24 protein-coding genes are annotated in these 19,361 nt (G+C 70.6%); all 24 read left to right on the plus strand.

Translation table 11 applies throughout. From position 1 onward, the window contains the following. The 24 genes from ACIBNA_RS07950 (at nt 1) to ACIBNA_RS08065 (ending at nt 19,352) form a co-directional block, all read left to right on the plus strand. Nucleotides 1-714, plus strand: a complete 714-nt coding sequence (locus ACIBNA_RS07950) for an AAA family ATPase (RefSeq protein ID WP_399164396.1) — start codon at nt 1-3, stop codon at nt 712-714. A gap of 233 nt (nt 715-947) precedes the next feature. Next, nucleotides 948-1,322, plus strand: coding sequence for a phage terminase small subunit P27 family (locus ACIBNA_RS07955; protein ID WP_399164397.1), 375 nt, complete (start codon nt 948-950; stop codon nt 1,320-1,322). A 13-nt stretch (nt 1,323-1,335) separates the two neighbouring features. Continuing rightward, nucleotides 1,336-3,087 carry a terminase large subunit gene (locus ACIBNA_RS07960; RefSeq protein ID WP_399164398.1) on the plus strand — a complete coding sequence of 584 codons (1,752 nt, stop codon included), beginning with the start codon at nt 1,336-1,338 and terminating at the stop codon, nt 3,085-3,087. 22 nt (nt 3,088-3,109) lie between these two features. After that, complete coding sequence (locus tag ACIBNA_RS07965) at nt 3,110-3,280, plus strand: hypothetical protein (protein WP_399164399.1); 171 nt, start codon at nt 3,110-3,112, stop codon at nt 3,278-3,280. Continuing rightward, nucleotides 3,280-5,202 carry a phage portal protein gene (locus ACIBNA_RS07970; protein ID WP_399164400.1) on the plus strand — a complete coding sequence of 641 codons (1,923 nt, stop codon included), beginning with the start codon at nt 3,280-3,282 and terminating at the stop codon, nt 5,200-5,202. The genes ACIBNA_RS07965 and ACIBNA_RS07970 overlap by 1 nt, the downstream gene beginning before the upstream one ends. Before the next feature lie 12 nt (nt 5,203-5,214). Beyond that, the gene (locus ACIBNA_RS07975) at nt 5,215-5,955 is read left to right on the plus strand and encodes an HK97 family phage prohead protease (RefSeq protein WP_399164401.1); all 741 of its coding nucleotides are present in this window, start codon (nt 5,215-5,217) and stop codon (nt 5,953-5,955) included. Between the two features lie 66 nt (nt 5,956-6,021). Further along, the gene (locus ACIBNA_RS07980) at nt 6,022-7,227 is read left to right on the plus strand and encodes a phage major capsid protein (protein WP_399164402.1); all 1,206 of its coding nucleotides are present in this window, start codon (nt 6,022-6,024) and stop codon (nt 7,225-7,227) included. Further along, nucleotides 7,227-7,481, plus strand: coding sequence for a hypothetical protein (locus tag ACIBNA_RS07985; RefSeq protein WP_399164403.1), 255 nt, complete (start codon nt 7,227-7,229; stop codon nt 7,479-7,481). The genes ACIBNA_RS07980 and ACIBNA_RS07985 overlap by 1 nt, the downstream gene beginning before the upstream one ends. Before the next feature lie 12 nt (nt 7,482-7,493). Beyond that, the gene (locus ACIBNA_RS07990) at nt 7,494-8,066 is read left to right on the plus strand and encodes a hypothetical protein (protein ID WP_399164404.1); all 573 of its coding nucleotides are present in this window, start codon (nt 7,494-7,496) and stop codon (nt 8,064-8,066) included. 12 nt (nt 8,067-8,078) lie between these two features. Then, nucleotides 8,079-8,414: a head-tail adaptor protein gene (locus ACIBNA_RS07995; RefSeq protein ID WP_399164405.1), complete on the plus strand. Its 336-nt coding sequence runs from the start codon at nt 8,079-8,081 to the stop codon at nt 8,412-8,414. Between the two features lie 8 nt (nt 8,415-8,422). Continuing rightward, nucleotides 8,423-8,797, plus strand: coding sequence for an HK97-gp10 family putative phage morphogenesis protein (locus ACIBNA_RS08000; protein ID WP_399164406.1), 375 nt, complete (start codon nt 8,423-8,425; stop codon nt 8,795-8,797). Between the two features lie 5 nt (nt 8,798-8,802). Continuing rightward, the gene (locus ACIBNA_RS08005) at nt 8,803-9,000 is read left to right on the plus strand and encodes a hypothetical protein (RefSeq protein WP_399164407.1); all 198 of its coding nucleotides are present in this window, start codon (nt 8,803-8,805) and stop codon (nt 8,998-9,000) included. Continuing rightward, nucleotides 8,997-9,398: a DUF3168 domain-containing protein gene (locus ACIBNA_RS08010; RefSeq protein ID WP_399164408.1), complete on the plus strand. Its 402-nt coding sequence runs from the start codon at nt 8,997-8,999 to the stop codon at nt 9,396-9,398. Before ACIBNA_RS08005 ends, ACIBNA_RS08010 begins: the two co-directional genes overlap by 4 nt. A 13-nt stretch (nt 9,399-9,411) precedes the next feature. After that, entirely contained in the window at nt 9,412-9,831 is a 420-nt protein-coding gene (locus ACIBNA_RS08015; RefSeq protein ID WP_399164409.1) for a phage tail tube protein, read from the plus strand. Next, nucleotides 9,828-10,217: a hypothetical protein gene (locus ACIBNA_RS08020; RefSeq protein WP_399164410.1), complete on the plus strand. Its 390-nt coding sequence runs from the start codon at nt 9,828-9,830 to the stop codon at nt 10,215-10,217. Before ACIBNA_RS08015 ends, ACIBNA_RS08020 begins: the two co-directional genes overlap by 4 nt. Before the next feature lie 50 nt (nt 10,218-10,267). Then, complete coding sequence (locus ACIBNA_RS08025; protein WP_399164411.1) at nt 10,268-10,561, plus strand: DUF4035 domain-containing protein; 294 nt, start codon at nt 10,268-10,270, stop codon at nt 10,559-10,561. Nucleotides 10,562-10,585: 24 nt separating this feature from the next. After that, nucleotides 10,586-12,715 carry a hypothetical protein gene (locus ACIBNA_RS08030; RefSeq protein WP_399164412.1) on the plus strand — a complete coding sequence of 710 codons (2,130 nt, stop codon included), beginning with the start codon at nt 10,586-10,588 and terminating at the stop codon, nt 12,713-12,715. A gap of 12 nt (nt 12,716-12,727) precedes the next feature. Then, the gene (locus tag ACIBNA_RS08035) at nt 12,728-15,454 is read left to right on the plus strand and encodes a hypothetical protein (RefSeq protein ID WP_399164413.1); all 2,727 of its coding nucleotides are present in this window, start codon (nt 12,728-12,730) and stop codon (nt 15,452-15,454) included. Nucleotides 15,455-15,458: 4 nt separating this feature from the next. Beyond that, nucleotides 15,459-16,679 carry a poly-gamma-glutamate hydrolase family protein gene (locus tag ACIBNA_RS08040; RefSeq protein WP_399164414.1) on the plus strand — a complete coding sequence of 407 codons (1,221 nt, stop codon included), beginning with the start codon at nt 15,459-15,461 and terminating at the stop codon, nt 16,677-16,679. Nucleotides 16,680-16,692: 13 nt separating this feature from the next. Then, nucleotides 16,693-17,211, plus strand: coding sequence for a hypothetical protein (locus ACIBNA_RS08045; protein ID WP_399164415.1), 519 nt, complete (start codon nt 16,693-16,695; stop codon nt 17,209-17,211). 60 nt (nt 17,212-17,271) lie between these two features. Next, entirely contained in the window at nt 17,272-18,165 is an 894-nt protein-coding gene (locus ACIBNA_RS08050) for an N-acetylmuramoyl-L-alanine amidase (RefSeq protein WP_399164416.1), read from the plus strand. Between the two features lie 3 nt (nt 18,166-18,168). Continuing rightward, nucleotides 18,169-18,369: a hypothetical protein gene (locus ACIBNA_RS08055; protein WP_399164417.1), complete on the plus strand. Its 201-nt coding sequence runs from the start codon at nt 18,169-18,171 to the stop codon at nt 18,367-18,369. A 9-nt stretch (nt 18,370-18,378) separates the two neighbouring features. After that, complete coding sequence (locus ACIBNA_RS08060; protein WP_399164418.1) at nt 18,379-18,648, plus strand: hypothetical protein; 270 nt, start codon at nt 18,379-18,381, stop codon at nt 18,646-18,648. Beyond that, nucleotides 18,645-19,352, plus strand: a complete 708-nt coding sequence (locus tag ACIBNA_RS08065) for a collagen-like protein (RefSeq protein WP_399164419.1) — start codon at nt 18,645-18,647, stop codon at nt 19,350-19,352. Before ACIBNA_RS08060 ends, ACIBNA_RS08065 begins: the two co-directional genes overlap by 4 nt. The last annotated feature ends 9 nt before the right edge of the window (nt 19,353-19,361 follow it).

The following is a 19,361-nucleotide window of genomic DNA, read 5'->3' on the forward strand; positions in this document are numbered from 1 at the left end:
ATGGCCACCACCCCAGCCCACCGGCGCAAGGCCCGGCAGACCGCAGCCGCCTGGCGCTGGGTCTACGACGACCCACGATGGGCCCTCCTCCGCGACCAGGTCCTGTCCGAAGAGCCACTGTGCCGCGCGAGCTGCGGCCGGCCGCCCACTGTCGTCGACCACATCCGACCCCACCGCGGCAACGAGCAGCTCGCGTTCGACCGGGCCAACCTCCAGGCCATGTGCAAGCCCTGCCACGACGCCAAGACCGCCCGGGAGACCGGCTTCGCCGACGGAGGCCGACGCCTTCAGCACACCGCCCGCGTCACCCTGGTGTGCGGGCCGCCCTGCTCCGGCAAGACCACATGGGTACGCGAGCACGCCGAGCCCGGAGACCTCGTCGTCGACTGGGACGCGCTCGCTGTCGCCCTCGGCTCACCCCACGGCCACGAACACCCCGCCGCCCTAAGGCCCTTCATCGCCGAAGCGAGAGACGCCGTCCTCGCCCGCCTCGACCGCGCCCACAACCTCAACGCGGTCTGGGTCATCGCGACCGCACCACGCCACGCAGACCGCGAGCGGCTCGCCCCCGGCGCCAACGTCGTGCTGCTGGCCATCCCCGAGGACGAATGCGTGCGCCGTGCTCGCCGCGACGGCCGGCCAGGCGATACGATTGAAGCGATCGAGTCCTGGTGGCGCGTCTACCGCGCAGACCAGATGACCCCGGCGACGTGATCGCACCCCCAGGGGGGATGTGGATCTTCCCGCCGGGGAGGGTTTCGAACGCAGGCGGGGGCGATTCGCGCGTGACCGCCAGTTTCAGCCGGTTTTCTGAGGATCCTGTAACCGCCGCTCACTATGCGTGACATGCCCTGGGGGTGATCATGGGTACCCGTGGTCCGGTCGGCCAGCCCGACAACGTCCGTGCCCTCCGCGGCAACCCTGGCGGCCGGCCTACGCCCGCCCGCGTGACCGCCTCGCCCGGCGTGCCGGACGTGCCGGACTGGTTGGACGACGAGGCCCGCGCGGAGTGGGAGCGGATCGTGCCCGACCTCGACCGGCTCGGCGTGCTGGCGAAGGTGGACCGTGCCGCGCTGGCCACCTACTGCTCGGCCTGGTCCAAGTTCGTGGCGGCCGAACGGCTGCTGCAAGGCGATGACCTGGTGGCGGAGCGGCGGGCGGGCAACGGCCCGGCGAAGAACCCGGCGTGGCAGATCTGGCGGGAGGCAGCGACCACGGTTGCGGCCCTGGCGAAGGAGCTGTTCATCACGCCCAACGCCCGCCTCCGCTCGGTGAAGCCGGAGGGTGACGATGATGACCCGGGGGACGGCATCCTCGACTGAGGCAGCACGGCGCGTGCAGTTGACGCGCGAAATCGACGACGCGGTGACGCGGTGGGTCGACGAGGGCCTGGTGCAGGGCACCGAGTGGCTCGCCGAGGGACGCCGGCCGCTGCTGTGTACGCCTCTCCCGTCCCCGCCGGGAACGTGGTTCGACCCGGAAGCGGTCGAGCGGGTCCTGAAGTTCTTCCTGCTGCTGAAGCAGTTGATCGGACGTCACGCCGGGCGTGAGTTCCGGCTGCTGGACTGGCAGGTGCGCTACCTGATCGCGCCGGTGTTCGGGCTGAAGCGGCCCGACGGCTATCGGGTGATCCGTACCGTCTGGTTCGAGATCCCCCGCAAGAACGGCAAGTCCACCATCTGCTCGGGCCTGGGCCTGTACCTGTTCGCTGCGGACCGGGAGGCCGGCGCCGAGGTGTACGCGGCGGCCGGTGACCGGGACCAGGCGAACATCGTCTTCCGCGCGGCCGCGAACATGGCGTCGGGCTCGCCGCCGCTGAAGCGGAAGCTGGGCCGTCGGGGTATTCAGCGCAAGCTGCTGGAGCACCCGGTCACGCACTCCATCTTCCGGGCCCTGTCCTCGGAGGGGCTGCGTGCGCACGGCCTGAACGTTCACGGCGGCGTGATCGACGAGGTCCACGTCCACAAGAACCCGGACGTCGTGGACGCCCTGGAGACGGGCACCGGCTCGCGTACCCAGCCGCTGATCGTGTTCATCACCACGGCGGACGACGGCGCGGAGACCGGCTCGATCTACGCGACGAAGCGCGAGGAGATCGAGGCCCTGGCCGGCGGGCACGCCGAGGACCCGACCGTGTGGGGTGTGGTGTTCGGCGCGGACGAGTCCGCCGAGGACTTCGACCCGTTCGCCGAGGAGACCCTGCGCACCGCGAACCCCGGCTACGGGGTGACGGTGCTCGCCGACTACCTCGCGGGGAAGGCCGCGCAGGCGCAGCGTTCGCCGCAGCAGCTCAACCGCTACCTGCGGCTGCACCTGAACGTCCGCACGAAGCAAACCACCCGGTGGCTGCGCATGGAGGACTGGGACGCCTCGGCGCGCACCAGCTCGGGCGTGCCGATCCCGGTGGAGCTGTCGGCCCTCGAGGGACGGCAGTGCTACGGCGGGCTGGACCTGTCCAGCACCACGGACATGACGTCCTTCAGCCTGTGGTTCCCGCCCCAGGATCCGGAGGACCCGAACGAGCCTCACATCTGGGTGCCGTTCTTCTGGCTGCCGGAGGACCGCATCAAGGAGCTGACGCGGCGCACGAAGGTGCCGCTGGACCGGTGGGCGGAGACTGCGGCGCACGCCGGTCCGGCGCTGCGGCTGACGGAGGGCAACGTGGTCGACTACCGCGCCGTGCGGGAACTGATCGACGGCCTGGCGGAGCGCTTCGAGATCCTCGCCGTCGGCTACGACCGGTGGAACGCCACCGAGACGGTGAAGGAACTGGCCGATGCTGGGCTGGAGATGGAGCAGGTCTCGCAGGGCTACGCAGGGCTGAACCAGCCGTGCCAGCAGCTGGAGCGGCTCGTGCTGTCCCAGCGGATCGCGCACGGCGGACATCCGATCCTGCGCTGGCACATCGACTGCGTGGGGCTGAAGACCAACACGGACGGCTACGTGAAGCCGGTCAAGCCCGACCGGCAGACGTCCAGTAAGCGCATCGACGGCGTGGCCTCCGGGCTGAACGCGCTGGCGATGCACCTTGCCCGGGTCGAGCCGGAAGAAGAGCCGGAGCCGAACATCCGCATCATCGGCGCCTGACCACGACGATAAAGGGGGCCTGGTGGACGAGCGGATGCAGTGGGTGTACGAGGCGTGCGGCTTGGCCGCGGGGACGGCCGGGCTGGTCCTGGTCGGGGCCGCTGTAGCGGGTGCCCTCGGGGCCGGGCTCGCGCTCATCCCGGTGGCCGGGGTGCTGCTGGTTCTGGGTAACGCGACGGGAGGTAAGGGCTGATGCCAGCCGTTCGCCGTCTGTTCGACCGTCGCGGCCGCCAGGAACGCGGCCGTAAGAGCCTGCCGCCCCTGACCGGATCCTCGACCGCTGCGGACGTCACGGTCACGCCCGAGCGTGCGCTTCAGGTGGCCGCCGTCTACTCGTGCATCCGGCTGCTGGCGGAGACCGGGAGCATGCTGCCGACCGGTGTGTTCCAGCGGCAGGGCGCCTCGCGCGTGCCGTTCGACGAGCACCCGGTGGCGCCGCTGCTCACCTACGAGGCCAACCCGCAGCTGTCCGCCGGGGAGTTCTGGGCGCAGGTTCTGGGGTGGATGCTGCTGCGCGGTAACGCCGCCGCCTACGTGGAGCGCTCCGGGGGCGGCCTTCCGGCCGGGCTGTGGCCGATCGCGTGGACGAGTGTGGAGCCGCGCCGGGTGAAGGAGACCGGCGAGCTGGTCTACAAGGTCGACCTGGCGGATGACGAGTGGGCGCCGATCCGTGAGGAGGGCGGCCTGGTCCGGGCCGAGAACCTGCTGCACTTCCGCAGCTTCGGCATCGGCGGCGTCGAGGGTCTGTCGCCGATCGGCATGGCCCGTCAGGCTGTCGGTACCGGCTTTGCGGCCACCTCCTACATCGGCGGGTTCTTCGCCCGCGACGCCTCCCCAGGTGGCGTCGTGTCGGTGCCGGGCAAGCTCGACGACAGGCAGTACGAGCGCCTCACGCGACAGTGGCAGGACCTGCACGAGGGGTTCGACAAGTCGCACCGCCTGGCCGTGATGGAGGGCGGCGCGAAGTGGGACAAGACCACGCTGTCCCCGGCGGACGCGCAGTTCCTGGAGGTGTACAAGCTCACCCGCACGGAGATCGCGGGCATCTTCGGGGTGCCGCCGCACATGATCGGCGATGTGGAGCGGTCCACGTCGTGGGGCTCCGGGATCGAGCAGCAGTCCCTCGGCTACGTCATTTACTCCCTGATGCCGTGGCTGACCCGCATGGAGCGCACCGCCCGGCAGCTGCTCGGCGACCCCGACGTCTACATGAAGTTCAACCCGGACGCGCTGCTGCGCGGTGACACCGCTCAGCGCTTCAGCGGCTACGCGCAGGCCCGTCAGTGGGGCTGGATGTCCGTCAACGAGATCCGCGCCAAGGAGGACGAGCCACCGATCGAGGGCGGCGACGAGTACCTTCAGCCGCTGAACATGGTGCCCGCCGGCAGCCCGGCCCCGACCCAGCAGCGTGCCCTGCCCCGCCGCCCGCAATTGCGCGCGGAGACGGCGGAGTCCCCGTCGCTGGAGGAGCTGCCCGCCTGGGTGCAGCGCCACCACGAGCAGATCGCCGAGTACTTCGCCGCGCAGGGCGAGCGAGTGGTGGCCGAGCTGAACCTGCGGCCGGACGCCACAGCCGAGGAGATCATCGACGAGGCCGCGGAGAACGAGGAACTGACCGCGATCCTGCTGCTGCTCGCGCGTGGCGTGGTCGCCGAGGTCGGCGCCTCGACTGCCGCCACTCTCGGCGGTGCGTTCGCTGCGGAGCAGACCCTGTCGGTGCTGGCGGCCGGTGCGGCGGCCACGGCGGCGAACATCAACGCCACCACCCGCCGGGAGCTGGCGCACCAGTTCACCGTCTCCAACGCGCCCGCCGACGTGCAGGCGATGTTCGGGCGGATGACCGAGGCCCGCTCCCGCGTGCTGGCCCAGGCGCGCGTGAACTACCTGTCCAACTTCGGTGCCCACGAGGGAGCCAAGCAGGCCGGTGCCCGCACCAAGACGTGGCGGGTGTGGGACCCCAACCCGCGGCCCACCCACGCGGACGCTGACGGGCAGACCGTCGGCCTGCGGGAGATGTTCACCGTCGGCACCCATCAGGGCCGTTGGCCGCACGACTACCTGCTCGGCGTGGATGAGATCGCCGGGTGTACCTGCCGACTGCAATTCAACCTGTGAGGAGGCGCCGTCGTGCGCACACGCGAGGTGCGGGCCTTCCCGCTTGAGGGCCTGCGGATCACGCGGGCTGACGAGAAGACCGGCCGTCTGGAGTTCCACGGCCGCGCCATCGTCTACAACTCCCTGTCGGAGGACATGGGCGGCTGGCGCGAGCGAATCATGCCCGGCGCCGCGACGCGCACCTTGGCCAACGACCCAGACGTCCGGTTCCTGATCAACCACGACCCGAACCTGCTGCTGGCGCGCACCGCATCCGGGACCGCCGGCCTGTCCGAGTCTCCCGACGAAGGCGTGGATGTCGACGCCCGGATGGCCGACGTGTCCTACGCCCGTGACCTGGCCGTGTCGCTGGAGCGCGGCGACATCACGCAGATGTCGTTCGGGTTCTGGGTCACCGCCGACGGCTGGTCGGGCAACACGCACGAGGTGTTCGGCATCGACCTCGACGGCGGCGACGTCTCCGTGGTGACGTACCCGGCGTTCGCCGCGACCTCGGCGGAGCTCCGATCGGCCGCCGCCCGGCAGCTCGGGCCGCTTAAGGCCCCGGACACCGAGCAGGTCACGCGTGCGCTCGCGGAGATGCGTGCGGGCAAGGTCCTGTCCGCCTCGAACCGGCAGCTGGTGCAGGACGCCCGTGACGCGTTGGACGCGCTGCTGGAGGCCGCCGACGCCCGCTCCCTGCCCGAGGCCGGCTACCCCGCCGAGCGGGCCCGTCACCGGCTGCACGAGCTGGAGATGCTCGCCCAGCTGTAACCCCTGGTCTTCCCGGCCGTCCGGCCCGGGACCATCCCACCCTTCACCCATGTGAGGAGATCCCCCATGCCCACCAGCGTGGAGCTGCGGCAGCAGCGGGCCGGCGTCGTTGAGTCGATGCGGTCCATCACCGAACGAGCCGAGACCGAGAACCGCGGCCTGAACGGCGAAGAGCGCCAGTCCTACGACCGGCACGAGGAGGACTTCCGCTCGCTGACCGAGCGCATCCAGCGCCTGGAGGCCGAGGAGCAGCGGGCCGCACAGATGGCCGAGCCGATCGGCCGCGGCTCGGGCCGCCCCGACGACGGCGGCCGCGGTACCGACGAGCAGCGCGCCCAGGAGCGCCGGTCGGCGTTCTTCCAGGCCCTGCGCCGGGGCCTGCCGCGCATGGCGCCCGAGCAGCGCGCCCTCGTGGAGAACGCGGCCGGCGAGATCCTCGTGCCCGAGGACCTGGAGACCGAGATCATCCGGGCCCTGCCCGCGCTGACCGTGGTGCGCAGCATGGCCAGCTCCCGGCCCACCACCTCCAACCGGGTCCGCAGGCGGAGCCTGGACGAGGTGACCGTCGGCTGGGGCAAGCTGGAAACCGGCACCCCCCTGACCGACTCGATGCCGGACACCCCGACCGAGGAGTTCACCTACGTCGAGGACCTCTACGGTCTGGCGAAGATCGGCGAGGACGAGCTGGACGACTCCGACGTGAACCTGGAGGCGTTCGTCCGCGACAGCTTCAGCCGCGCCGTGGGTGAGGCCGAGGACACCGCGTTCACCATCGGCACCGGGCACGCCAGCCAGCAGCCGGTCGGGTTCATGACCGCTGGCGGCGGTGTGTCCACCGTGGCCGCCGCGGCTGCTGCGGCCATCTCGGTCGACGACATGAAGAAGCTGATCTACGCGGTGCCCGCGCAGTACCGCCGTAACGGCCGCTTCGCGATGTCGTCCACGACCGAGCTGGCCATCTCTGTGCTGAAGGACCTGAACGGGCAGTACCTGTGGCAGCCGTCCAACCAGGCCGGCCGCCCGAACACGTTCCTCGGCTACATGCTGGAGAACCAGGAGGACATCGCCTCGGTGGCCGCGTCCGCTCGGTCGGTGGCGTTCGGCGACTTCAACGCCGGATACCGCATCTACGACCGGCAGGGCATGACCGTGAAGGTCCTGGACCAGCTGTACGCCGAGGACGGCATGATCGGCTGGAAGATCCGGATGCGGGTCGGCGGCGACGTCGTCCGCCCGGACGCCCTGCGCATCCTCGCCCACCCGGCCGCCTGATGCGTATCGAGATCACCGCCGTTCCGTCCGTCTCGGACGGGACGGGCAACCGCTACCGCACGGGCCAGGTCGTCACCGTCGACGATGACCTGGCCCGTGCGTGGGTCGCTGCCGGTCACGCCCGCGAGTCGGGCAAAACGGCAGCCAAGCGCACCGCCACCCGGCGGGCACCGCGCACCGCATCCGCCAAGCCCAAGCCGTCCGGCACGGGCGGCGCTCCGCCCGCCGAGCCGGACGCCGGCACCAGCGAATGAGGGAGGTAAGCCGTGGCGTCACCATGGGCCACACCGGAGGACCTGCGGCTTCACCTCCGCCTTGATGCCATCGACGCCGCCCAGGCCGCCGCTGGGCTCGGCGAGGCCGAGGTCATCGTGCGGGCCGCGCTGCGGCAGCACATCGACGCCGTCGCCGGCGACACCGTCGAACTCGTCGGCAACGGGCGGCGCCTGATCAACCTGCCCGAGATGCCCGTCACCGCCGTGGCCTCCGTCCACTTGGACGGCGAGCTGCTCACCAACGGCACGGACTACCGGTGGAACCGGTACGGCATCCTCACTCGCCTCGGCGAGCCGACGTGGCGGGGACGGCTCGCCGCGTGCTGGCCGCTCGATGCCGAGGTGAGCGTGGTCTACGACCACGGCTACGCCCAAGTGCCCGCCGCGGTGAAACAGGTGTGCATCCAGCTCGCCGGTCGGGCCTGGGTCAACCCCCGCAGTATGGCCTCCGAGTCGATCGGCGACTGGTCCGGCACCTGGGACAAGACCCGCGCCGGGGACGCGCTGACCGACTACGAGACCAGCCTGCTGGAGCCCTACGCCCGCGGCCCCGAAAGCCGGTAAGGGGGTGGCCTGGTGAGCGTCGTCTCGCACCTGCTCAACACCACTGTTCCGGTCTGGCGGGCCAGCACGGTCGACGACGGAGGCGGCGGCCAGGAGACCACCTGGGCGCAGGTCGCCACCCCGCGCGCGCGTCGCTCGCAGCCCAGAGCACGAGAGCGGGAGGCCGCCGACCAGGCGGGCGCCCAGCTCGATGAGACCTGGTACCTCGACCCGGGTACGGACGTGCGGCGCGGTGACGAGCTGCGGCCGCCCGGGCGGGTGCTGGAGGTCATCGCCGTGTTCGAGCCGTCCGAGCCCGGCACCTACCTGCGGGCGGACTGCACCATGCGCCAGCAGGCCGACACCTAGGAGGACGCATGGCACGGCGCATCAGGCTGGACGGTCTGGAACGGGCACTGCGCGCCATCGAGCGGGTGCCTGAGGCGATGAACGAGGCCCGCACCGAGACGCTGCACGAGTGGGCAGACGGTGTCCAGAACACCGCCGAGGACCGGGTACCGCGCGACAAGGGCAACCTGTGGGAGGCCCTCGACCAGCGCGTGAACGAGCACTTCGGCCGCGCGGAGGTCGGCGTGTGGGACCCGGAGGAACTGGAGTACGCCGAGTACGTGGAGAAGGGCACCAGCTCCATGCCCGACCAGCCGTATCTGGTGCCGGCGTTCGACGAGCACCGCAGGCAGGTCACGCGCACCTACCGCGCCGCGTTCCGCCAGCACATCGGAGGGGGGTGATGGCGATGCCCGCCAAGGTGACACTGCCGGTCTACATGCGGATCGGCAGCCGCGGCACTGAACATCTGGTCGGCTACACCAGCTGGGACCTGGACACCGGGGAGCCGACCACGGACCTGTCCCGGATGGAGGACGAGTTCCCGCAGATGCTCGACGAGAGCCCCGAGCTGAAGGCCTTCGGCATCGAGCGGGAGGCGAAGTGACGGCCGCACTGTGGCCGCTGCAGGTGGCGGTCGTACAGAAGGCGCGCGCTCACCCGCCGCTCATAGCCCTCGTGTCCGGCGTCTACGACGAGGTCCCAGAACCCGCCCCGTACCCCTACGTCTCGCTCGGCTCCATCACGGAGAACGTGGACGATGCCCACAACCAGCGCGGCCTGGAGGCCTCCGTCGTGCTGCACGTGTGGTCGAAGTACCGCGGCTTCAAGGAGGCCGCCGACATTCTCGCCGCCCTGGACGCGGCCCTGGACCGGCAGCCGCTCACGGTGGCTGGCTTCACCGACGTGTCTATCGCGCACCGGCTTCACACCGAGGTGCGCGACCCCGACCCGACCATTCGGCATATCAACGTCAGCTATCGCGTGTGGCTGACCAAAGCGTAAGGAGGGCAGACCCATGGCTGGTCTGGACGCGTTCGGCACCAAGCTGCAGCGTGGCGACGGTGCTGGACCCGAGGTGTTCGAGGACCTCGCGAACGTCACGAACATCACCCCGCCCGGCATCGAGCGGGAGACCTACGACGTCACCGCCCACGATTCCCCCGATGCCTGGCGGGAGTTCATCGGCGGGCTGAAGGACGGCGGAGAGGTCGAGATCGAGCTGAACTACGACCCCCGCATTCATGACGAGCTGATCGCCGACTTCGCGGACAAGGACCCCCGCAACTACAAGATCATGTTTCCGGGGACGCTCGGTTCCTGGGCGTTCGCCGCGATCATGTCCGGCTTCGAGTCCGAGGCCCCGCACGACGACAAGCTGTCCGCCACGGTCACCTTCAAGGTGTCCGGGAAGCCCACCATCACCGCCGGCGCATGACCGAGGAGCACACGCCCATGACGACGTACCTGTCCGCAGAGCAGATCCTCGGCGCCGACGACCTGTCCTACGAGAACGTGAAGGTCCCCGAGTGGGGCGGCATCGTCCGCGTGCGGGAGATGCCCGGCACTGAGCGTGACAAGTTCGAGTCGCAGTTCGTCGGCCAGGACGGCGCGAGCATCCGCGCCGAGGGGCTGGAAGGCTTCCGGGCCCGCCTCGCCGCCGCCACGATCGTGGACGAGAACGGCAAGCAGCTGTTCCGCTCCGCCGCCGAGGTCAAGCGGCTCGGTGAGAAGTCGGCCACCGCTCTCCAGCGGGTGTGCGACGTCGCGATGCGCCTGTCCAAGATGAACGAGGACGACGTCAAGGAACTGACGGGAAACTGAGGGCGCGGCCGGCCAGACAGTTCTACTTCCGGCTGGCCGCGCACCTCGGCATGACCGTGCGCCGCCTGCTCGCCGAGACCGGTTCCGCCGAACTCGCCGAGTGGCGTGCCTACGAACAGCTCACCGGCCCGCTGGGCGGCGCCCGCGGCGACGTCCAAGCCGCGCTCATCGCCTCCGTCATCGCCGGTGTGAACCGCGGCAAGGGGCAGCGCGCCCCCACCGTCGCCGACTTCATGCCCCGCTGGGACCGGACCAAGGTCCGCAAGAGCCCGGAAGAGCTGTTCCAGATGGCGCAGATGGCGAACGCCGCCCTGGGCGGCAGCTTCAACACCACAACTCGATAGCGACCTGTAGAGGGGGTGATGGCCGTGGCCACGCTCGCCTCGATGACGGTCCGCCTGGGCATCGACACCGACGCCCTGCGCGAGGGTGCCGACCGCGCCAAGGGAATCCTGGGCGGCCTGGGCAAGGCTGTGGCGGGGCTCGGCGTCGGCGTACCGGCGGCCGCCGCCGTGGCGGCTGGTGTGGGCGGCATGGCCGCCGCGTTCGCGAGCGCGGGCGTGGCCGCGAAGGCGTTCCAGCTGGCGGTCGGCCCGCAGATGCAGGACGTCGCCGAGGTCGCCGGCCTCGCCGAGGAGGCAGAGAAGGCCGCGGCCGCCGGCGCCGAGGACGCAGCCGAGAAGCAGCAGGCATACAACGACGCCCTGAAGCAGTTGCCCAAGTCCACGCAGGCCATGGCGAAGGAGTTCGTCGGGCTGAAGAAGGACTACAAGTCGTGGTCCGACAGCCTGTCGGACACGACGATGCCCGTGTTCACCAAGGGTTTGCAGGTCGTGCGGCGGCTGCTGCCGCTGCTGACCCCGTTCGTCAAGGAAGCGTCGAAGGCGTTCGGTGAGTTCGTCGACGAGATCGACCGCAGCACCAAGGGCAAGGGCCTGGAGTCGTTCGCCCAGTCGATGGCGAAGGTCGCTGGGCAGAACCTGAAGTCTCTGCTGTTCGGGCTGAAGAACATCGCCGTGGGGATCGGCGGTGTGATCAAGGCGTTCCTGCCCATGTCGGACGAGATGTCCGGCGGGTTCGAGGAATCCACGGCCGCGTTCGCCCGCTGGGGCCAGGGCCTGTCCAACTCCGAAGGGTTCGCCCAGTTCGTCGACCTGGCCCGCCAGGGCGCCCAGACTCTGGGCAGCCTGGCCTCAGCAGCCCTGAAGGTGCTGGCCGCCCTCGCCCCACTGATCGGGGTCACTGCGGTCATCGCGCTGCACCTGGCCGAGTTCATCAACAGCCTGCCGCCCGCCGCGGTGCAGGCTCTTGCCTACGCCATCCTCGGCGCGGTGGTCGCCTTCAAGGCCTTCAAGGCCGCCTCCTCGGCGGTCGATACCGCGTCGGACCTGATGAACTCCCGCCTCGGGCAGGTCGCCCGCCGCTGGGTCGCCACGGCGGCGACCGCCATCAAGTCCGGTGCCCGCATCGCCGCCTCGGCCGTGGCGAACGCCGCCCGCACGGCGGCCGCGTGGACGGGTGCAGCCCTGAAGGCGATGGCCCGGTTCGCCGCGCAGATGATCCGCACCGCCGCGATCGCCATCGCCCAGTTCGTGCGCATGGCCGCCCGCGCGGTGATCTGGGCGGCGACGATGGCCGCCCAGTGGCTGATCGCGATGGGCCCGGTCGGATGGATTATCGGCATCGTGATCGGCCTGGTCGCGCTGATCATCGCCAACTGGGACACGGTCAAGGCGTACACGAGCGCCGCCTGGAACTGGGCCGTTGCCCAGATCAAGGCCGCGGTCAACGGCATCCTCGCCGGTATCGAGTGGCTCTCCCGGATCCCCGGGAAGATCGGCGCCTGGTTCGGGCAGGCCAAGGACTGGGCGGTCCGCAAGGCGCTGGAACTGGTCGCGTGGATCACCGGGCTGCCGGGCCGCGTGAACCGGGCCCTGGCCGGGCTGCTCGGTGTCCTGCGGCAGCGTGCCAGCAACGCCTTCCAGGCCATGCGTGACACAGCCGTGCAGAAGGCCCTCGCCCTCGTGTCGTGGGCGCGTGGGCTGCCGGGTCGGCTCATGTCCGCGATCGGCAACCTCAACCGGCTCCTGGTGGGCGCTGGCCGGGCGCTGATCCAGGGCCTGATCAACGGCATCTCCGGCATGGTCGGCTCGCTGCGCAGCAAGCTGTCCTCGATCACCAACATGCTGCCGGACTGGAAGGGCCCGATGCGGGTCGACCTGCGGCTGCTCGCCCCGTCCGGTGCCGCGCTCATGTCCGGCTTCATGGACGGCATCGCCGCCCAGACACCCGCTCTGCACGACCAGTTGCAAGGGATCACGCGGGGCCTGCCCGGCATGGCCGGCGTCAACCGCTCCCGCAGCGCCCAGCTGGCTACCCAGGGAGCTGGGCTGCGCATCGAGGTCGTGGGCCCGGCTGACTTCCGGGCGCTCATCCGCCGTGTCGTGCAGACCAACAGCCGCGGGGGCGACGTGCAGACCCTGTTCGGCACCAAGTAGGAGGAGGCAGGGGTGGGGTTCGACCCGCGCTTTGAGCTGCTCGTCGAGGGCGAGTGGATTCCGGTGCGCACCTACGAGCGCGACACCATCGAGGTGGAGACCGGCTGCGGGGACGGCGCCTCGCAGACCGACCCGGGCCGCCTGTCGATCACCATCGACAACCGGTCCGGCCGGTACTCCACCCGCAACCCGGAGTCGGACCTGTACGGGAAGATCGGCCGCAACACCCGCGGCCGCCTGTCCGTGCCCGGCACAACGTCCTACCTGGAGCTCGACGGCACCGTAGACGGCAGAGCCTCCACCCCCCACCACGCCAGCCTCGCCATCACCGGCGACCTGGACGTGCGGTGGGAAGGTGAGGCTGACTGGTACGCGCCCGGCGCAACGTTCCTGATCGGCAAGTGGGGGGCCAGCGGGAACCGGGCCTGGCACATGCGTGTTCAGGACGGAATCCTGTACTTCAGCTTCTTCTACGGCGCCGGCCTGAACCTGTTCGTGGGCTACTTCCTTCCTCCCGAGCTGCCGCGTCATGCCGCGCTGCGCAGCACCGTCGACGTCGACAACGGCGCCGGCGGGGCCACGGTGCGCCTGTACTGGGCCCCCACCCTGGCCGGTCCCTGGACGGAGATCGTCAGCTTCACCGAGCCCGGGGCGCCGCTGACCCTGTTCCCGGGCACCGCCCCGCTGGAGATCACCCCCACCGTCCAGACCGATGTCACCCCGAACCGCCTCCCACTGACCGGGCGCGTGTACAAGGCCGAGGTCCGCAACGGCATCAACGGCACGCTCGTGGCCGCGCCGGACTTCACCGCGCAGGCCGCAGGCGCCCCCAGCTTCGTGGACGCCGCGGGCCGCACGTGGACGCTGTCCGGCACGGCCGTCATCCGCGACCGCGCCGACCTGATCGTGGTCGAGGTGCCCGAGTGGCCGCAGGACTGGCAGCCCGACGAATCGGATGCGTGGGTGTCCATCGAGGGCGCCGGCATCCTGCGCCGCATGGGCCAGGGCAAGAAGGCGTTGCAGTCCACGCTGCGCCGCCGCATCCCCAGCTACTCCCCGCTCGCGTACTGGCCGATGGAGGAAGGCAACGCCGCCAGCCGCGCCTACAGCCCCATCGCCGGCGTCTCCCCCCTCACCCTCACCGGCGCCAACTGGGCCAGCGCCGACAGCCTGCCCAGCAGCCAGGCCCTGCCCGCCCTCGCCCCCACCAGCAGCAACCCCGCGATGATGATGGGCCGCGTTCCCGCCCCCGCCACGGCTCTGACGGCGTGGGCGGTGCAGTGGCTGTACCGGCTCGACCAGGCCCCCGCCTCCCGCTTCACGTTCATGCGGATCCTGGGCACCGGGACGATCGCCGAGTGGTACATCCAGACCGGCGCGGACGGCACCAACCTCATCGGCCGCGACGACGACGGCAACACCCTCGTCAGCCACAGCATCGCCACCGGCAGCGACCTGTTCGGCCAGTGGGTGCTGGTGCACTTCGTCCTGGCCCAGAACGGCAGCAACATCGACTACGACATCTATTGGACCGATGTCGGTGGCGACGCAGGTCACTTCGGCTCGTCGATCGCGGGCAGCGTCGGCCGGCCGACCGCTGTGGCGTCGCCGCCCAACGGCTACGCCGCCGACCTCCAGGGCATGGCCATCGGGCACATCAGCGTGTGGCCCGTGGCGGGCACCAGCGCCTACACCAACGCCGTCACCGCCTGGACCGGCGAGACCGCCTGGCAGCGGGTGCGCCGCCTGGCGACCGAGGAGAACCTGCCGCTGGCCCGCATCGGCGCCCCGGAGACCACCGAACTGGTCGGGCCGCAGACCCCGGACACGCTGCTGAACCTGCTCCAGGCCGCCGCCGACGCTGATGGCGGCCTGCTGCTGGAAGACGCCACCCGGCCCGGCCTGGTGTTCCGCGAGCGCTCCAGCATGTACAGCCAGACCCCCAAGCTGGTCTTGTCCTACAACCAGGCACCGGGCTTGGCGGCCCCGCTCAAGCCCGTCGACGACGACACCGCCGTGCGTAACGACCGCACCGTGCAGCGCGACGGCGGGTCCGAGGCGCGAGCGATCCTCGAGGACGGCCCGCTGTCGGTGCAGGACCCGCCGGACGGGATCGGCCTGTACGACGACTCGGTCACGCTGTCCCTACACGACGACGCCCAGGCCGAGCCGATCGCCTACTGGCGGCTGCACCTGGGCACCGTGGACGGGCCCCGCTACCCGCAGGTCCGGGTCATGCTGCACAAGGCCCCGCACCTCATCCCGGCCGTGCTCGCGCTCGGCGAGGGCGACCTCATCCGCATCACCGACCTGCCCAAGTACGTGGGCTTCGGCGACGTCGACCTGCTCGTCGACGGCAAGCGCCACGAACTCGGGCAAGAACACTGGGAGGTGACGTTCAACTGCTCGCCCGGCGCCCCGTGGAACGTCGGGATCCTCGACGATCCGGTGCTGGGAAAGGTAGACACCGACGGCAGCGAGCTCGCCGCAGCCGTCGACACGGACGACACCGTGCTGTCCGTGACCGTCACGGACGGCCCACTGTGGAACACCGACCCAGTCGAGTGCCCCTTCGACATCCGAACCGGAGGTGAAGTGATGACAGTCCACAGCTGCACGACCGCCGCACAGGACACCTTCACCCGCACCGTTACCACCGGCTGGGGCACCGCCGACTCCGGCCAGGCCTGGACCACCACCGGCGGCAGCACGTCCGACTACAGCGTGGGGGGTGAGTAGGTAGATGGGCGACCTGTACGCCAACTACGCCGAACTGGCGGCCGCGGAAACGGAAGGCGTGGACTACGAGCGCCGCACCGTGGACGTGGCCGGCGCGACGTGGACGTCCATCGCGATCCACGGCGGCGGCATCGAGGCCGGGTCCGGGGAGATGGCCCGCGAGGTCGGCACCAACCTGATGGACCACTACGAGTTCGCCGGCATCAAGCCGTCCGGCAACTGGGATCTGCACATCACCAGCACGAATTTCGACGAGCCGAACTGCGTGGCGCTGGTCGGCGGTTCCAGGCGCACCCTGTCCTTCCACGGCTACACCGGCACCACCGGCGTCGCCGAGACCGCCATCGGCGGCCTGGACACCGAGATGGTCGCTGCGGTGACCGAGCGGCTGGAAACCGCTGGGTTCACCGTCATCACCGCGCCCTCGGAGATCGCCGGAACGGACCCGTCGAACATCTGCAACGAGAACACCCGTAGCGCGGGCGTGCAGCTGGAGATGTCCCGCGCCCTGCGCGAGAGTTTCTTCCCGGACGGGGACACCTCGCGGGCGATGCGGGACAGCGGCCAGCGCACCGACGCATTCAGGCTGTACGCCACCGCCGTCCGGTCCGCGTTCCTCGGCCGGGGCCTGGTCTCTCTCGGCTCGATCAACGTGTCCCGGTACACGACCGTCCCCGCCCCGGGCGCGGACGTCGACCTCACGGCGAGCGTCGCCACCGACAAACTGGCGACCGGCGGCGGGCACTTCCTCGCCCTGGCCGCCCGCTGGCTCGACACCAGCAACACCTACCTCGCGCGGCTGGAGTTCTCCACCAGCCAGGCCGTCATCCTCACCCTGCGCAAGCGAGTGGCGGGCACGGAAACCTTCCTCGTGCAGCACACCACCGGCCTCACCCACGCCGCCGGCCGCCGCTTCGTGATCCGGCTCCAGGTCACCGGGTCCACACTGCGCGCGAAAGCGTGGCAGCACGGCACCCCGGAGCCGATCGCGTGGCAGCTGACGACGACCGACACCGATCTGACCCAGGCCGGCAGTGTCGGCACCCGCTCGCTGCTGTCGTCCGCGAACACCAACACCCTGCCCGTCGTCGCGTCGTGGGACGACTTCGCCGAGACCAGCGGCCCACAGCGGATGTCCGTGACCCGGTCCGTCAACGGCGTCGTCAAGACCCACGCCACCGGAGCGGATCTGCGCCTCGCGCAGCCCTCGATCATCGCCCTGTAGGGAGAGCAACTGCATGTCCAAGTACCCCGCCACCCCGCCGGGCACCACGATCAGGGCCAAGCTGCTGGCGTCGATGCTGCCCGATGAGGTCTACAAGACCAGCGAGACCACCAGGGCGAGCAACACCACGCTGACCGACGACCCCGACCTTCAGTTCGCGCTGGAGGCCAACGCGACGTACTTCGTTGAGTTCCACGTCCGCTACGCGTGCCTGTCCGCAGCCGGATTCCGCGTCCAGTTCAACGTGCCCTCCGGGGCATCCGGCAACTACGGCGTGCAAGGTCTGTGTTCCACCGTCAGCGACGCCGCAGGCTGCGGTGACGCCAGGTTCGGAGTCCACAACTTCAGCACGATCACCACCTTCGGTGACCGTGACAGCGCCTCCAACCAGGTCCTGGCCGTCGTCGAGGCCCTCATCACCACCGGTTCAACGGCCGGGACCGTCGCGCTGGCCTGGGCTCAGGAAACCAGCAACGCGACCGCCACCAAGGTCGCCGCCGGCAGCTACGGGCGCCTCAAACGCGTCGCCTGACCCCGCACACCGTCCGCCCCGAGCCCGCCGGCCGGGGCCTTTCTCATGTCTGGAGGCCCCATGGCCTGGTACGCCCGAGCCACCAAGATGGAGCTGCAACCGGAATCGGACGCACAGCCCGCGATCCGGCCGACCCAGCTCATCGTTCACAGCATCGTCGGCCCGTGGACGCCTCGGCGTACTTACGAGTACTGGCGCGACTCGACGTCCCTCGAAAGCCACTTCGGGCTCGGCTACGACGGTGACATTGCGCAGTACATCGGCACGGAGACCCGCGCGGACGCCAACGCGCAGGCCAACCGGCGCCCCGACGGTACGGGCGCCGTGTCCGTCGAGACCGCGTCCAATACCAGCGCGAGCGACCCGTGGACCGACGAGCAGGTCGAGGAACTCATCCGGCTCGGCGTGTGGATGCACCAGCGTCACGGGGTCCCGCTGCGGATCTGCCGCACGCATTCCGACCCGGGGTTCGGCTACCACAGCCTGTTCCCGCAGTGGTCGACATCCGGCACGGCCTGCCCGGGCCCGGCCCGCATCAAGCAGTTCAGGACGGTCGTGTTCCCGGGGATCGTCGCCCGGGCCACCGGCAAACCCACCGAGGAGGACGACGTGGCACTGACCGACGCCGACGTCAAGAAGTTCTGGTACGGCGACCACATCCCGGCCGTCGCCCCGCCGTACAACAACGCCGACTGGAACGAGGGCAACCGGACCTGGACGGCGAAGTACGCGCTCCACACGGTCGCCGCCTCCGGGCGGGAGACCCTGGCCCGGGTCAAGGCACTGGAACACGCGGCGAAGCAGCTGCTCGCCCAGGGCGCCGCCCGGGACGCGGTGCTGGCGAAGCTCGCCGAAGGCGGCGGACTTACCACCGCCGAGATCAAGGCCGCAGCAGAGGCCGGCGCACAGGCCGCCCTCGACAAGCTCGGCGACGCACTCACCAAGGAGTCCTGACCCATGAAGATCTCCCGCATCGCCAAGGCCGTCGTGTCCGGCATCGCCGCCGGATCCGCGGCCGCCCTCACCGCCGCACAGGACAGCGTGATCACCACCGGCGAGGGTGTCACCATCGCCCTGGCCGTCCTCGGCGCGTGGGGCATCACCTACGCCGTGCCCAACCGCCCGACCCAGACCCGCTCTCTGCCGCGCGACCTGTAGGGAGCCACCTTGGACGCCACCACCATCGGCAGCGTGATCGCGCTCGTCGGGGTGCTGTCCGGCAGCGTGGTGGCGTACCTCGGCAAGCGTGGCGAGAACGCGACCACCCGCTGGAACGCGGAGCTCGACCAAGTTCAGGAAGAGCGCGACAAGCTGCGCGAGCAGCTCACAGCCCGGGACCAGAGGATCGAGCAGCTGCTTGAGCAGCGCATCGCCGACCGGGAAGAGAACGCGCGTCTTCGCATCCAACTCATCAACCTGGGAGGCGATCCACCGTGACCCGTGCAGAACGGGCGCTCGCCGGGCGCTGGCGGTGGATCGCCGTCTTCTGCTGGCTGCTGGCCCTGTCCGGGGCTGCGGTCATCGTGTGGAGCCGCATCGACGCCGAGGCGACCGCACGACAGGAGGCGGTCGCAGAGGCGAACCGCAGAGGCGAGGCGGTCTCCACCCTCGCGACCGACGTGCGGCAGCTGCGGGAGCAGGTGAAGAGCGAGGGGCAGACACCCGTCGCCCCCGATCCGTCCGTGGCCGTGGACGACCTGCCCGACCGGGCCGAGGTGCCCGTGCCCATACCCGGTCGGCAGGGCGACCCCGGCAGGCCAGGGCAGGACGGCTCGCCGGGCGCCGACGGACAGCCTGGTGACGATGGCGCACCGGGCACGCCCGGCCAGGACGGCGACCCCGGCGAACCCGGGGAGGACGGTGCACCCGGAGCGGACGGCGCGCAGGGACCGGCCGGACCGGAGGGACCGCAGGGACCGCCCGGCGAGCAGGGAGAGCAGGGCCCCCGCGGGGAGCAGGGGCCTCGCGGTGACCAAGGTCCGCCCGGCCCAGACTGCCCCGACGGCTACTCCCTCCAGGCCCCGAGCTGGGACCCTGACGCCCTCATATGCCGCCGCGACGGTGCACCACAGCCGAGCCCGAGCGACGAGGGCAACCTGCTCTCCATAGGCCTCGATCCGTACCGTCGCCAGTACCCATGATGTTCGTGA

The organism is Streptomyces sp. NPDC050164 (assembly GCF_044459945.1).
GTDB lineage: Bacteria > Actinomycetota > Actinomycetes > Streptomycetales > Streptomycetaceae > Streptomyces > Streptomyces coeruleorubidus_A.